The following is a 14,378-nucleotide window of genomic DNA, read 5'->3' as shown; positions in this document are numbered from 1 at the left end:
GCATCGCGGCTAAGGTCGTGCCCTGCGAGATCCACTACGCGATCTCGGCTTCCCGCTCTCACCACTCAATATTTCTGCCGGCGCTGGAGCCGACGCCGACGCGGACCGTGAATCCGTCCCCGTCCGCGTCACCATGGACGACTCCTGGCGGCGGGGGGACGGCTCCCTCGGCGGGCGCCGTTGCCCCGCGCCGTCCCGCCGTGCAGCGGAAGGTTCGCCGTGACACCGCGGCACTGGTTCCGTCATCGCACCGTACGTTTCCACACCGTACATTTCGGTCACACCGCACGTTTCCGTCGTCCCGGACGCACGGTTCACCACCCGGAGGCGGCCGGGCCTGGGACGGTCTCTTACCGCTCGGCCCTGCGGACCCCCGGCGCCGCGGCCTTCTTCCTGGCCGCCGCCCCCGCCCGGGTCGGGGTGGCCATGGCCGGGCTCGGCATCGTCTGGCTGGTTCACGCCGAGACCGGTTCCTTCGCGGTGGCCGGCCTGGTCACCGGATCGTTCGCCGTGGCGGAGACCCTGGTGGGTCCGCAGGCGGCCCGACTGATGGACCGGTTCGGCCAGCCGCGCGTCCTCGTTCCCCTCCTCTGCGCCCACGCCGGGGCGATCACCGCCCTGGTCGCGCTGGCTCTGACCGGCGCGCCGGTGCTGCCGCTGATGGCCGCCGCTCTGGCCGCCGGGGCGACCGTCCCGCAGATCGGCGCGCTCTCCGCGGCCCGCTGGTCGGCCCTGCTGCACGGCAGAGCCGAACTCGCCCCGGCCTTCGCACTCGAAACGATGAGCAACGACGCCGCCTTCCTCCTGGGGCCCGCCCTCGCGGTGCTGACGGCGACCCAATTGCACCCGGCCGCGGGCACGGTGCTGGCGGGGGCGCTCGTCGTCGGGGCCGGACTCGTCTTCGCGGCACTGCGCCGTACCGCCCCGGCCCCCGCCGCGAGGGTGGCCCGGGGCGGTACGTCCGGCCGGGCGCCGGGCCGGCTGTGGACCCGGAACTTCGGCACGCTGCTGGCGGTCAACGCGGCCCTCGGCGTCTTCTTCGGCTCGATGCAGGTATCGGTGAGCGCCTTCGCCGCCCTCCACCACGCCGCTTCGGCGGCCGGGTTCCTGTACGGGCTGATGAGCGCGGCGAGCCTGCTGGCCGGTCTGGTCTACGGGCGCTACCACCGGCACACCCCGCCCGGCCACCGGCTGCCCCCGATCCTGACCTTCCTGGCCTGCGCGTCGCTGCTGCCGATGCTGGCCGATGCCCCCTGGCAGCTCGGCCTTGCCCTCCTGCTGCCCGGCGCCGGCGTCGCTCCTTGCGTCATCGTCTCCTCGACGCTCGTCGAGTCGGTCATGGACAGGTCGGTCCTCACCCAGGCCTTCACCTGGACGAACTCCGCCTGCGCGGCGGGCATCGCCGTCTCCGCGGCGGCGGTCGGCAGGCTCGTCGACGGTGTGGGGGCGCGAACCGGCTTCGCCGTCCCGCTGCTCGCGCTGACCGCAACGGCGGCCCTGACCTGGTCCAGCCGTACCGCGCTCACCGCGACCACGGCGTCCTCCACGGCCACGACGGCTTCCGGCCGACTGCCGAAACAGGCCGGTTGGGCCGGTGCCGCGCCCTGACCGCTTGTGGCGGGCGCCCGTGCCGTCCCGCCGTTCCACCCCGGCGGTGCGAACACGACACCCGGCCTCCTGGGCGTTGACATGTCTCCTGCTAAACCCTCAGGCTCGGCAGGTGACAACGTTGTCCGGAGAGAAGAGGCGAGTCGTGCGGGTGTTCAGCAGACGTGGGCAGGACGCGGGCGCAGGTGTGGTCGTAGCCGTGCTCGTGGCGGCGTCACTCGTGGCGGGGACGGGCCCGGCCGCCTCTGCCGCCTCCGCCACTTCGGCCGGACCGGCGGGCGCCGCCCCGGAGTTGGGCGGTTACTGGGCCACCTCCTACGAACCCGGGACGCCCCGGCCCGCGGGCTTCCCGGCCCGGGGCCGGGCGCGGAATCTGCGCGGCGAGACCACAGAGGTCACCACCACCGTGCGCGACGTACGGTCCGGCCACCCCAACGACACGAGCGCGCAGGAAGGCGTCACCAGCCTCTCCGACCAGGACTCCGCCACCAAGTGGTACGCCCGCGACAGCGGACGCCCCACCGGGGAGAAGCCCGTGTACGCGATCTACACCCTGCGTACCCCGGCGGCTGTCACCGGCTACTCGCTCACCTCCGCGAACGACGCGCCGCCGCGCGACCCCGCCGCGTGGACCGTGCTCGGCAGCGACAGCGACTCCGCCGCGACGGACGCGGACGACTCCTCGTGGCACGTCCTGGACCAGCAGAAGGAGCAGCGCTTCGGCGCCCGTGGCCAGACCGACTTCTATCCGGTCACCGCCACGCACGCGTACCGCCACTACCAGCTCCGCATCACGGACAACTGCGCCGACCGGTGTCAGGGTCCGGCCGCTGACCACTCGAAGCTCCAGCTCGCCGACTGGACCCTGCGCAGTTCCGCCGGATCCACGGCCTCCGCGCTCGGGGCCCGGGTCGAGAACGCCGACTCCGTCGGAGCGGCGGACGGCTCGGCCGCGCTGCGGTACGCGGGCCGGGTCCTCGCCACCGGACCGGCCTCCTCCACCGTGGTCCTGCGCTCCGGCCTCGATGTCCCTCTCATACGTGGCTCGAAGCTCAGCTACGCGATCCGGCCGGACGACTCCGCCTCCGCCCACGTCGCGCTCGACATCCGCTACACCGACCCGGACGGCCGCCACCCCCGTACCCGCGAGGTACGGGCGGCGAACAGCAAGCCCGCCCCGGGGGAGTGGAACACCGTCTCGGCCGACCTCGGCGCGCTCGCCGGAAAGCACGTCAGCGAGATCCTGCTGCGCTACGACGACGCGCACGCCAAGTCCGGCTCCGCGCCCAGCGGCTGGATCGACGACGTCAGCATCGGCAAGGCAGTCGTCGACGCCTCGACCAGCTGGAGCTATCTCGACACCCCGGACGTCGACCCGGCGCGCGGGAACGAGGACCGCACGGCGTGGACCCGGACCGGATTCGACACGGGGGACGTTCCCTGGAAGACGGCCACCGGTCCCTTCGGCGCGAAGAACGACGGCACCGACCTCGGGGACGGCTTCCCCGTCCGCACGAAGCTGCGGCTCCGCAAGGACGCGGGCAACAGCGCGGGTGACAGTACCGAGGCGTACTTCTTCCGTACCTCCTTCTCGATGGACCGCGCCTCCCTCGACGCGATGAGCGGGCTCGTCGGCACGGTCGTCTACGACGACACCGTGACCGTCTACCTCAACGGCAGGCGCATCGCCGGCCACGGCGACGGAAAGATCACGAAGAACCTCCAGTACGAGACCCCGGACGGGACCTCGGGCGAGGGAGACCCGGTCACCGCCCGCTTCGGCGTACCGGCCTCCGCCCTGCGTACGGGGGCCAACACCCTGGCCGTCGAGGTCCATCAGTGCAACAGCACCAGCTCGGACATCTACTTCGGGCCCGGCCCGCTCGCACAGACCACAGGCTCCCTGCCCTTCACCGACGAGCAGCTGGGCACCTCGTACGCCTCCGACACCCAGCCCGCCGCGCCCGGCGGCGGTGACTACTTCACCTGGCTGCTGCGCTCGTTCGACGCCGCGCGGAACGAACCGTCGGTCATGGGGGCCAACGAAGTCCTGCCGAAGGGAACGACGTACGAGGAACTGACCGCGATCGACGACCGGACGGTCGTCGACATCAACAACGCCCCCTCCGGCCCCGCCGATCCCCAGGTCCACAAGGCCCTCGTGGACGGCGCGAACAGCCCCTACCGGACCATGGCGGACGGACTGGGCACGACCCTGGGCGGGCTGTACGCGCAGGCGCTGAAGAACGGCGAACTCCCCAAGACCGAGGCGCTGCTGTCCGGCCGGGTCGAACACACCGCGGACTCGTCGGCCGACTGGTACCAGACAGCCAAGAACAACTACCAGTACAAGCGCCCCTTCGTCCGGATGGGGTTCACCGAAGAGCAGGGACTCATCAAGCCCTGGGACAGCCCCGGCGGCTACGCCGGTCTCGCGGGCGACGGCTCCTTCCCGAGCGGGCACACCAGCCACGGCTACGCGCAGGGCATCGTCCTCGCCACCCTGCTGCCCGAACTGTCACCGCAGATCCTGGCGCGCGCCTCCGAGTACGGCAACAACCGCATCCTGCTGTCCTTCCACTACCCGACCGACATCATGGGCGGCCGGATCGTCGGCGAGAAGACCGCCCAGCTGCGCTGGTCCGACCCGGAGTTCCGCACGCTCCTGGAGCAGGCGCAGACCGAGTTGCGAGCCGTCCTCGTACAGAAGTGCCGTGAGACCGGAGCGGGCGACTCGCTCACACGGTGCGCCGGCCGGGGGACGCCGTACCTCCCCACGACCGATGCGCTCAAGGTGTACAAGCAGCGGATGACCTACGGATTCCCGCACATCGGCGCCGAGGGCCTGCCGCCCGCCGTTCCGGAGGGGGCGGAGGACCTGCTGCGCACGGCGCACCCGAAGCTCACCGGCGCCCAGCGGCGTACCGTGCTCGCCGCCACCCAGATCCCCTCCGGCTCTGCCCTGGACGAACAGGGCGACGGGGGCAGCTGGCAGCGGATCGACCTCGCGCGTGCGATGACCGCGAAGGTCACCGCACACCACGACGGGACGCTGACCGTCGACGGGGTGCGGGTGAACGCGGACGGAACCCGGACCGGAGCGTAGCGACCCCGTCCCGTGCTACGCCTCGTACCGCCGACGGGCCAGATGGACGACGGTGGCGGTGGAGAGCTCGACCGTCTCGGGCAGAACCCGAAGGATCCGGCGGAAAACCTCGGCCTGCTGCGGCTGCGGCAGGAGGATGTAGGCGGAAACGGTCGAGAGATAGCCGACGAAGTCGTTCGCACTCATCGTCAGACTGCTCTCGATCACGGACTGCTGGACTCCGTCGAACCACTCGGACCGTTGGAGTTCCGTGCCCGGCCACTGCATGGGGTGGCCCTCAGGTGTCCCGTCCGGGGACGGGACATCGTCGCTCTCCAGGAACGGTGCCCGTGCCGCGCGTACGGCCTCCTCCACAGCCGGGTCGGCCAGTCCCACCGGCCTGGCGAACGAGGCGAACACGCCGCCCGGCTCCAGCAGTCCGGCCATGCGGGCCCACCGGCCCGCAGGCTCCGTCCAGTGCAGCGCCGATGCCGCGTAGACCAGCCCGTACCGTTCGCCCGGCCGCAGCTCCTCGAAGGCGGCGCGTGCCGTCCTGACGCCCGGCGGCACATGCTTGCGCAGCTCGGCGAGCATGGCCGCGTCCGGGTCTGTCGCCGTGACCGGCACCCCCCGCCGAGCCAGCAGGCGGGTGGCCTTGCCGGTCCCGGCGCCGATCTCCAGGGCACTGGAGACCGGCTGACCGGCGTACGCCAGCACCACGTCGAACAGTTCGACGGGATACCCCGGCCGGAACCGTTCGTACGCTTCCGCCATCGTCCCGAAGCTCAGTGCGCGAACAGACATGCCGAGCATCCTCGCACGGTGTGCCCCGTCAGCGCCCGGCCGTTTCGGGCGCCCCGGCCTCCCCCTGCCGGGGCGCGGGCGGCACGGGGAGCAGCGGCTGCTCTGCCGCGTCCTCGGGGCCGGGGGCCGCCTCCGCGGCCAGCCGCTCCATGCCGCTGGTGGTCTTGAGGGGCTTCTCCTTGATGAAGAGCACCGCCAGCAGGCCGAGGAAGGCGAAGGGGGTGGCGATGAGGAAAAGATCGCCGGTGGCGACTCCGTAGGCGTGCTCGACGATGTTCTTCATCGGCTCGGGCAGTGTGGTCATGTCGGGTACGGCGCTGCCGTGGCCCCCGGCCGGAGCCGGGAGGCCGTTCTCCGCGAGGCCCTTGGTCATCTCGCTCGCGACCCGGTTGGCGAGCACCGCGCCGAGCACGCTGGTCCCGACGGTGCCGCCGAGGCTGCGGAAGAAGGACAGTACGGAGGTGGCCGCGCCCAGTTCGTGCGCGGGTACGTCGTTCTGGGCGGCGAGCACCAGGTTCTGCATCAGCATGCCGACACCGATGCCCATGAACGCCATGTAGAGGCTGAGGAGTCCGAAGTGCGTGTCCGCGTCGATCGTCGACAGCATGCCGAGCCCGGCCGTCATGATCACGGCACCCGAGACGAGGTACCGCTTCCACTTGCCGGTCGCGGCGATGATCTGCCCGGCGACGGTCGAGGAGACCAGCAGACCACCGATCAGCGGAAGGCTCATGAAGCCCGCGACGGTCGGTGACTTGCCCAGGGAGATCTGGAAGTACTGCGACAGGAACACGGTTCCGGCGAACATGGCGATGCCGACGAAGAAGCTGCCCAGAGTGGTCAGTGTGACCGTGCGGTTGCGGAAGATGGCCAGCGGGACGATCGGCTCGGCCGCCCGTGACTCCACGAAGACCGCGGCGGTCAGCAGCACCACGCCGGTGATCACCAGGGCGGCGGTCTGCCAGGAGGCCCAGTCGAAGCTGTTGCCGGCGAGCGAGGTCCAGATCAGCAGCGCGCAGACGCCCGCGACGATCAGGAACGCGCCCAGCCAGTCGATCCGGACCTGACGCCGTACGGTCGGCAGCTTCAGGGTGCGCTGGAGCAGCAGGATTCCGGCCAGTGCGAACGGTACGCCGACGAAGAAGCACCAACGCCAGCCGAGCCACGAGGTGTCCACGAGGACACCGCCGATCAGCGGACCGGCGACCGTGCCGACGGCGAAGACCGCGCCGAAGATGCCCGCGTACTTGCCCAGCCTGCGCGGCGGGATGATGGCCGCCATCACGATCTGGGCGAGTGCCGTGAGGCCACCGGCGCCGATGCCCTGGATGACGCGGCTGACGATCAGCGTGTTGACGTCCTGCGAGAATCCGGCCACCAGCGAACCGACCACGAACAGGCCGAGCGAGAGCTGGAGCAGCAGCTTCTGGTTGAACAGGTCCGCGAGCTTGCCCCAGAGCGGCACGGTCGCCGTCATCGCGAGGAGCTCGGACGTCACGACCCAGGTGTACGCGGACTGGCTGGCGCCGAGGTCCGCGATGATGCGCGGCAGTGCGTTGGCGACGACGGTTCCGGCGAGGATGGCGACGAACATGCCTGCCATCAGGCCGGACATCGCCTGGAGTATCTGCCGGTTGGACATGGAGGAAGGCGCCTGTTCCGGCGCCTCGATTGCGGTCACGGTGTCCTTCTTCGGTGCTGGAGCAGAACAGAGGTCGGCGGTGAGGCGAGGGGGGCGGCCGTGCCGGTGGCAGGCGGCGGGGCTACCCGGGTGGCCGCGGGAGGCCGTGGGCGAGCTGGACGAACACCTCCTGGAAGGTGTCCGCGAGTTCCACCTCTCCGGGGTGGTCGCACCAGTGCTCGATGGCGACCCGTACCGCGGTCTGGGCGATCGCGGCGAGCAGCTGAGGGAAGAGGCCGTCGCCTGCGGGACGGGATGACGCCGGAGCGCCCCCCGAATCCGGGGCCGCGCCGGCGGACCCGGGGCCGGTGCCGGGGCCGGTGTCGAGCCAGTCGGCGATGGCGGCGGCCAGGGCCCGTTGGTCCGCCACCTGGGCCTGGAGGCCGCGTTGGATGAGGTGGGGGGAACGCTGGAAGACCTTGGCCTGAAGGGCCCAGAACTCCTTGCGCTGCTCGAATCCGCCGAGCTCCTCCGTGAGCGCGTCGCGGACCACGTCGAGCGGCGGACGATCGGCCGGGGCGAGGCGCACGGACTCCCTGATCCGCTCGCCCACCGCCTCGTCGATCAGCACGAACGCGTCGTCGTGGCTGGGGAAGTAGTTGAAGAACGTCCGGGGCGAGACCCCGGCGGCCTCACTGATCGCCTCGACCGTGACGTTCTCCACGCCGTGCTCGGCGGCCAGGCGTACGGCGGCTTCCGCGAGGGCGTTGCGGGTGGCCCGCTTCTTGCGCTCCCGAAGCCCCGGTGAGGAGGGCTTCTTGCGCTCGGAGGGGCCGGACGCGGAGGGCTTCTTGGTCGGCACATCTTGCATAGTAGGCAAAAATGCAGAACCTGCAAAATTATCCGGGGGTCGGGCGGTCGGCGCTCGGCTGTTGGCCGTCGTATCGGCTGCCGTCCGCCCCGTTGCGACCGGTTCGCAGGCGGATGAGATCCTCGCCTCATGAGTACGCCACCAGACGGACTGCCTGTGTACCGGGTCGTCACCGGGCCGGACGACGCCGCGTTCTGCCGACGCGTGAGCGAAATGCTCACACTTGGCTACGAACTGCACGAAGGGCCTGCTGTCACCTTCAACGGTGCGAATGTCATCGTCGCCCAGGCGCTGGTCTGGCGGGCGGCGCGCCGGAACTGACCGACCGGGCCGCTGCCTGCGGGCATCGCTCAGCCGTTGACGGCCTCCGCGATCTGCTGGGCGGCCTGGGCGGGGGTGAGCCGCGTGGTGTCGATGACCTCGGCCTCGCGGTGGAGCCAGGTGCTGGCGGCCTCCGCGTAGGGCTCAAGGTAGTTGAGGCGGAAGGCGGAAGGGCCGAGGTGGGTGTCGCCCTCGATACGCCCGCGGAGGGTGTCCTGATCGGCGTGGAGGACGAAGTGCCGTACCGGAATGTCGTGGTGGGCGAGGCCCGCGCTGATCTCACGCCAGTACGGCTCGACCAGGACCGTCATGGGCACCACCAGGGTGCCGCCGGTGTAGGCGAGCACATGGCGGGCGGTCTCGACCACGAGCGGCCGCCACGGCGGCCAGTCCTGGAAGTTGCCCGTCCAGGGCAGCCCCGGTGTGATGTCCATGAGCATCCCGCCGACCTGCTCGGCGTCGAACACCCGTGAATCCGGGATCAGCTGCTGCACGAGCGCGCTGGTCGTCGTCTTGCCCGCACCATGGGTGCCGTTGAGCCATACGATCATGGGATCCGATAGTAGGTGGCTGTACGGGCCGTGACGGTCATGGCCGGCCCGTACAGCGTCCGAGCGGTCCACCGGATCCCGCCCGCCCCGGCGGCGTACCGGACGGGTGAGCTCGTCGGCAGGGTGAGTGCTGCGGTGTTGCCGCTCGCCGGGTCCCGAGGTGGTTCTGACACCAGCTCACGGACGGCATCAGGCCGGTACGTCGACCGGTTCCGCGCGCCGAACGTGCTTCGGGCCCCTTCCGTTGAACGCCAGGTTCAGCCCGAACGCCACCAGCGTGGCGCTCGTCACGGGTGAGCCCAGCACGATCCCCACCCCTTCCGGGAGCCTGCTGTACAGGTCGGGCGCCACCTCCGGGGCCATGCCGGCACCGATCGACACGGCCACGATCAGCAGGTTGTGCGTGCCGTCGAAGTCCACCGTGCGGAGCGTGCCGATGCCGACGGTGGCGACCGTCGCGAACATCACCAGGCCCGCCGCGCCGACCACCGGCTGTGGCAGTCCGGCGACCAGCGCGCCCAGCTTGGGGATCAGCCCGAGTACCAGCAGCATGCAGCCCGCCACGGTGGCGACATGCCGGCTGCGGACCTTCGTCATCGTCACCAGTCCGACGTTCTGCGCGAACACCGTGTCCAGGAAGGCGTTCATGACGCCGCCCAGGACACCGGAGAGGCCGTCCGCCGCCAGGCCGCGTGCCAGGTCCGCGGTTGTCAGTTTCCTGCCGGTCAGCTCCGCGACCGCGAGGAGATCCGCCGTCGACTCGGCGAAGAGGACGAGCATCACCACGCACATCGAGAGCACCGCGACCGCGGGGAACTGCGGCGCTCCGAAGTGGAAGGGAGCACTGACGCCGATCCAGTCCGCCGTGCGCGCGGCCGAGACGTCGACCAGGCCGAACGGCACCGCGACCGCCGTCCCCGCCACCACGCCGAGCAGGATGCCGGTCCGGGCGAGGAAGCCGCGGCCGAAGCGGGCGACGAGGAGGATCACGATCACGACGAAGGCGGCGAGTGCGAGCCGCGAGGGCGCGGCGTGGTCGGCGGCCTTCGGATCGCTGCCGACGATCAGGTTCACGCCGACGCCGATCAGCGCGAGCCCCACCACCGTGATCACCACACCGCTCACCAGCGGTGGGAAGAAGCGCACCGCCTTTGCGAACGGGTAGGCCGCCAGCAGGCCGAAGAGCCCCGCCGCCAGCATCGACCCGTACACCGCCTGCAGTCCGTACTCCCCGGCGATGAGGATCATCGGCGTCACCGCAGTGAACGCCGCGCCCGCCATCACCGGCATCCGCACGCCCAGGATCCGGCCGACCCCGGCTCCCTGGATGATCGTGACGATGCCCGCGACGAGCAGATCGGCGTTGATGAGCACCGCGACCGTCGCGGCGTCGAGGCCGGCCGCCGCGCCGAACACCAGCGGCACGGTCACACACCCGGTGTACATCACGATCACATGCTGCAGGCCGAGTACCGCGAGCCGTCCGGTACCGGTGCTCCTCGTGGACATCGTCACGTCACCCTCTCCTCTACCGTGCGAAGTTGGCGGCGATGCGCTGCTGGATGTAGTCCGCGGCCGTGATCGCCGGGTAGCGGCCCCCGGGCCCCTCGATCACCACGTCACGGTCCGCCTGCGCGAAGAACGCGATGCTGTGGCGGGCCGACCGGTCGTCGCCGGGGCCGGGCGACTTGACCCGGTGGAAGTTGGACGGCAGCCGGTCATCGCTCCACCGCATCAGCATGTCCCCGATGTTGCAGGTGATCACGGAGCCGGCCGGTTCGACCGGCGTCCACTCCTGCCCCTCCGCCTCCTTGCCGGGGCACACCTGCAGCCCGCCCTGCCCATCGCGCTGAAACAGCAACGTCAGACAGTCGAAGTCCGTGTGCGCACCCGCGCGCCAGACATCCGCCGGGATCTCGACGTCCTCGGGGACCGCGAAGTAGTGCAGCATGCGCAACGTCGACTGGTACTGCTCACTGGCCGGGTCGTGGGCGCGCGTGAAGAACCCTTCGGGCAGCCCCAGCTTGTCGGCGAAGCAGGACAGCACGCGCATCGCCAGTTCCCCGCACCGCGCCTCGAAGGCGAGGGTGCGCTCCCGAAAGCCGGGCAGCTCGTCGTCCGGCCACAGCCCGTCCATGTGCGGCCGGGTCAGCTGGTACGACTCCTTCTGGTCCGGCGTCCCGATCGACGGACGGACCTGGGTCATGGACTCCCAGCCCGAGTTGAGTCCCTTTTTCAGGGCGTGCCGGGCCTTGGTCTCCTCCGGCAGCGCGAAGAACCGCTCGGCATCGGCGAACGCCCTTTCCACCGTGCTCTGTTCGATGCCGTGGTGCACGAGCTGGAAGAAGCCGATGTCGGTGGCGGCCGCCCACAGCTGTTCGGTGATCTCGGCCTTGCGGGCGTCGTAGTCGCTCAGGTCGATCCTGCGGATCTCCCGACCGGAGGTCTCCGTCCCGGCCCCGCCCATGCGCGTCTCCTTGGCCAGTTCGGCCAGGCTGTACGTCGTCCCGGTCGTCTCAGCCGTCCCGGTCGTGGCCGCCGTCTTCGTCGTCTCAGCTGTCTCAGTCGTGTCAGTCATCGCGGTTGTCGCTCCTTGAAGCGATCGTGGGTTTCCGGGATGCAGTCACCGCCCCTGCACTCCCCACCGCGGACACTCAGAGGCCTGCGGGCACGGTCGCGGCGGACCCCTTCGCGGGTCCGGCGCCGTGGGCTGGTGCGGGCCCCGTTGGCCCGGGACCCGCACGCGATGCGTTCAGCCTGCCCGGCGGGTGTTTCCGCCGGGGACCACGGTGTTACGCCGCCGTAAAGCTCAGCCCGGCCGCCAACTCCGCGGATGAGAGCCGGACATGCTCCCCGTCCCGCACCAGGACCTCGCCGTCGACCATGACCGCCGCCACGGTCCGGCTGCCCGCACACGTCAGCAGCGTGGCCCCCGGGTCACGTACCGGAAGGCAGGCGTAATCCCTGTCGAAGCGGTGCAGGACGAGGTCGGCCTGCATACCGGCGCGCACGCCGTCCGGGCGCTCCTCCAGGCCGAGAACGTGATTCGCGCCGTTCGACGCCAGCGAGAACATCTCCGGGAACCCGAGCAGATCGGCCTTGCGGTGGGCGGCCCGTTGCAGATAGGCGCCGATGCGCAGCGCCTCCATCATGTCCTGGGTGTCGTTGCTCGCGGCGCCGTCGACGCCGAGCCCGACCCGTAGCCCGGCGGCCAGCATCTCCGGCACCGGAGCGATCCCGCTGCCCAGGCGCATGTTGCTGAGTGGGTTGTACGAGATGCCGACGCCGTGCCGGGCGAGCGCCGCGCGGCCCGCCGCGTCGAGCTCCACGCAGTGCACGGCGAGCAGCCGCTCCCACAGGAACCCGGCCCGCTCCAGATAGTCCACGGCGCCGGACCCCGTGTGCTCGCGGCACATGGTGTCGTCCGTCGTCGTCTCCAGGAGGTGCAACGAGACGGGCAGGCCGCGCTCGTCGGCGTACGCGCGCACCGCGGCCATCCCCTCGGGCGTCAGACACCGCGGATTGGGTACGGCGACGCCCACCCCGACCCGGCTGTCACGCGCCGCCGCGATCAGCTCGTCCGTGTGCGCGAGCGCTTCCCGCAACGGCTGCATCAGCCGGGGGTCGAAGCCCCACCTGCGGCTGCGGTCGGCCCGGTCCGCGACGCCCCGGCACAGCACGGCCCGTATGCCGCTGTCGCGCAGCGCCCGCAGGACAGCGTCGTGCACCCCGGGCGACGGGTGCGGCCACATGTGCTCGACGAGGGTGGTGGTGCCGCCGCGCAGCGCCTCTGCGGCGGCGGCGGCCGCGGTCGCGTAGGCCCGCTCAGGGGTGAGCAGCGCCGCCTCCTCGCCGACAGCTCTGAGCCACGCGAGCAGGGGCAGTCCTTCGCCGATGCCGCGCAGGCCCGACTGGAAGAGGTGGGTGTGGGTGTTCACCAGGCCGGGGACGAGATGTCCGCCGGATCCCTCCAGGACCCGCTGCCCGCGCGGGAGTTCACCTGCCGGTACGAGAGCGCTGATCCGTCCCCCGGCCAGGTGGACGTCCGTGCCGGCCTGCCAGCGGCCCTCGCTGAAGACGGTGACGTCGGTGATCGTGTCGATGCCGGGCGTCGTCATCGGGCGTGGTCCTTCCGGAGCCGGGGCGTGTGGTGGAACAAGAGGTTCAGGGCGAAGGCGACGACGCCGGTGACGGCGATGCCGCTGTCCAGGACCGTGCGGGCGAACGAGGGGAGTGGGGCGTAGAAGTCCGGAGCGCCGACCGGGATCATCCCGAGCCCGAAGGCGAGCGCCGCGGTCAGCAGATCGCGGGAGTCGCTGAGGTCCGCCCGCGCCAGGATGCGCAGACCGACCGCGCCGACCATGCCGAACATGACGAGTGAGACCCCGCCCAGGACCGGGCCCGGCACGGCGGCGACGGCAGCGCCGAGTACCGGCACGAACGCGAGTACCACCATCAACGAGCCCGACAGCGCCACGACATGGCGGCTGCGCACCCGCGTCACGCTGACCAGACCCACCGACTGCCCGAACGTCACGACGGGGAACGAGGCCAGCGCTCCCGACACCATGGTCGCCACGCCGTCCGCGCGGAGTGCCCGTACGACGGTGGGCGCGTCGTCGCCGCGCCCGACGATCTGCCCGACGGCGAGGGTGTCACCGACGGACTCGACCATGTTCACGAGCTGTACGACGAGCATCGCGACGATCGCCGGTACGACGAACGTGGGCGCTCCGAAGGCGGTCGGATCCGGTGCCGTCACCGTGTGCGCCTCCGCGACGCCCGACCCGTCGAACAACCCCAGTGGCACGGCGAGCGCGGTTCCCGCGGCGAGGGCGACGAGCACGGAGAACCGGGCCAGGGCGGGCGGCGCGAGCAGCTCCACCAACACCACGAGAACCACGGTCACCGCCGCCAGGGCGAGTCCGCGCCCGCCCGGGGCGCCGCCCTGGCCCCCGGTGACGAGCCCGGCCGCCGATGGCACCAGTGAGAAGCCGATCACGGCGATGACGGTCCCGGTCACCAGCGGCGGAAACAAGTGCAGCCACCGTCCGAACCACGGGGCGACGGCCAACGTCACCAGGCCCGACACGATCGTCGCCCCGAACACGGCGGCGAGCCCGTGCTCCTTGCCGATCAGCACGGCCGGCGTGATCGCGGTGAACGTCGACCCCATCACGATCGGCAGCCGGGCCCCGACCCGCATCACGCCGAGCGACTGCAACAGCGTGGCGAGCCCGCTCACCAGCAGATTGGCGCTGATGAGCAGCCGAATCCGGTCCTCGGGCAGCTCCAGCGCGGTGCCCACGAGCAACGGCATCGTCGCCATGCCCGCGTACGCGACAAGCAGATGCTGCAGGCTCAGCGGCACCAGGCGGCGCAGCGGCGGCCGGACATCGACGGGGTGCGGGCCCGGCGGCGCGGGCGCGACGGCATGCGTGGACACAGCCATCGTTCCTCCCTGAAAGCTTGGCGGAAGACGGCTGGTTAGCGCCGGGGCCGGGAGAGCCTCCGCGC

The 14,378-nt window shown here is 71.2% G+C and carries 11 protein-coding genes; 3 read left to right on the top strand and 8 right to left on the bottom strand.

Features of this window, described 5'->3' with window-relative positions:
* The first annotated feature begins 219 nt into the window (after positions 1-219).
* Together ACZ601_RS00770 and ACZ601_RS00765 are read left to right on the top strand one after the other, a co-directional pair.
* Positions 220-1,608 carry an MFS transporter gene (locus ACZ601_RS00770; RefSeq protein ID WP_469531723.1) on the top strand — a complete coding sequence of 463 codons (1,389 nt, stop codon included), beginning with the start codon at positions 220-222 and terminating at the stop codon, positions 1,606-1,608.
* Positions 1,609-1,795: 187 nt separating this feature from the next.
* Complete coding sequence (locus ACZ601_RS00765; protein WP_469533766.1) at positions 1,796-4,714, top strand: acid phosphatase; 2,919 nt, start codon at positions 1,796-1,798, stop codon at positions 4,712-4,714.
* A 15-nt stretch (positions 4,715-4,729) separates the two neighbouring features.
* Here ACZ601_RS00765 and ACZ601_RS00760 read toward each other — a convergent pair whose 3' ends face one another.
* The 3 genes from ACZ601_RS00760 to ACZ601_RS00750 form a co-directional block, all read right to left on the bottom strand.
* Positions 4,730-5,497 carry a class I SAM-dependent methyltransferase gene (locus ACZ601_RS00760; RefSeq protein WP_469531722.1) on the bottom strand — a complete coding sequence of 256 codons (768 nt, stop codon included), beginning with the start codon at positions 5,495-5,497 and terminating at the stop codon, positions 4,730-4,732.
* Between the two features lie 28 nt (positions 5,498-5,525).
* Positions 5,526-7,139 (bottom strand): MDR family MFS transporter, encoded by a 1,614-nt coding sequence (locus ACZ601_RS00755; protein ID WP_469533763.1) that lies wholly within the window; start codon positions 7,137-7,139, stop codon positions 5,526-5,528.
* A gap of 121 nt (positions 7,140-7,260) precedes the next feature.
* Complete coding sequence (locus ACZ601_RS00750; protein WP_469531720.1) at positions 7,261-7,980, bottom strand: TetR/AcrR family transcriptional regulator; 720 nt, start codon at positions 7,978-7,980, stop codon at positions 7,261-7,263.
* A gap of 138 nt (positions 7,981-8,118) precedes the next feature.
* Here ACZ601_RS00750 and ACZ601_RS00745 point away from each other — a divergent pair, with 138 nt between their 5' ends.
* Complete coding sequence (locus ACZ601_RS00745; RefSeq protein WP_469531718.1) at positions 8,119-8,310, top strand: DUF1737 domain-containing protein; 192 nt, start codon at positions 8,119-8,121, stop codon at positions 8,308-8,310.
* 29 nt (positions 8,311-8,339) lie between these two features.
* Here the strand turns inward: ACZ601_RS00745 and ACZ601_RS00740 are convergent, their stop codons facing one another.
* From ACZ601_RS00740 to ACZ601_RS00720, 5 genes are all read right to left on the bottom strand, one after another.
* A complete protein-coding gene (locus tag ACZ601_RS00740; protein WP_469531717.1) occupies positions 8,340-8,861 on the bottom strand; it encodes a P-loop nucleotide/nucleoside kinase family protein in 522 nt (173 codons plus the stop codon).
* Positions 8,862-9,050: 189 nt separating this feature from the next.
* Positions 9,051-10,370 carry a nucleobase:cation symporter-2 family protein gene (locus ACZ601_RS00735; RefSeq protein WP_469533761.1) on the bottom strand — a complete coding sequence of 440 codons (1,320 nt, stop codon included), beginning with the start codon at positions 10,368-10,370 and terminating at the stop codon, positions 9,051-9,053.
* A 19-nt stretch (positions 10,371-10,389) separates the two neighbouring features.
* Positions 10,390-11,439: an isopenicillin N synthase family dioxygenase gene (locus ACZ601_RS00730; RefSeq protein WP_469531716.1), complete on the bottom strand. Its 1,050-nt coding sequence runs from the start codon at positions 11,437-11,439 to the stop codon at positions 10,390-10,392.
* A 214-nt stretch (positions 11,440-11,653) separates the two neighbouring features.
* Positions 11,654-12,979: an amidohydrolase family protein gene (locus ACZ601_RS00725; protein WP_469531715.1), complete on the bottom strand. Its 1,326-nt coding sequence runs from the start codon at positions 12,977-12,979 to the stop codon at positions 11,654-11,656.
* A complete protein-coding gene (locus tag ACZ601_RS00720) occupies positions 12,976-14,313 on the bottom strand; it encodes a uracil-xanthine permease family protein (RefSeq protein WP_469531714.1) in 1,338 nt (445 codons plus the stop codon). The genes ACZ601_RS00725 and ACZ601_RS00720 overlap by 4 nt, the downstream gene beginning before the upstream one ends.
* Positions 14,314-14,378: the final 65 nt, after the last annotated feature.

Source organism: Streptomyces sp. NPDC104307 (genome assembly GCF_055584045.1).
This window is presented reverse-complemented; position numbering and strand designations above follow the sequence as displayed.

What these genes read in the sequence shown, in the direction of transcription:
- ACZ601_RS00720 (WP_469531714.1), bottom strand. Translation starts at nt 14,313, where the DNA reads ATGGCTGTGTCCACGCATGCCGTCGCGCCCGCGCCGCCGGGCCCGCAC.
- ACZ601_RS00740 (WP_469531717.1), bottom strand. Translation starts at nt 8,861, where the DNA reads ATGATCGTATGGCTCAACGGCACCCATGGTGCGGGCAAGACGACGACC.
- ACZ601_RS00745 (WP_469531718.1), top strand. Translation starts at nt 8,119, where the DNA reads ATGAGTACGCCACCAGACGGACTGCCTGTGTACCGGGTCGTCACCGGG.
- ACZ601_RS00735 (WP_469533761.1), bottom strand. Translation starts at nt 10,370, where the DNA reads ATGTCCACGAGGAGCACCGGTACCGGACGGCTCGCGGTACTCGGCCTG.
- ACZ601_RS00730 (WP_469531716.1), bottom strand. Translation starts at nt 11,439, where the DNA reads ATGACTGACACGACTGAGACAGCTGAGACGACGAAGACGGCGGCCACG.
- ACZ601_RS00760 (WP_469531722.1), bottom strand. Translation starts at nt 5,497, where the DNA reads ATGTCTGTTCGCGCACTGAGCTTCGGGACGATGGCGGAAGCGTACGAA.
- ACZ601_RS00725 (WP_469531715.1), bottom strand. Translation starts at nt 12,979, where the DNA reads ATGACGACGCCCGGCATCGACACGATCACCGACGTCACCGTCTTCAGC.
- ACZ601_RS00755 (WP_469533763.1), bottom strand. Translation starts at nt 7,139, where the DNA reads ATGTCCAACCGGCAGATACTCCAGGCGATGTCCGGCCTGATGGCAGGC.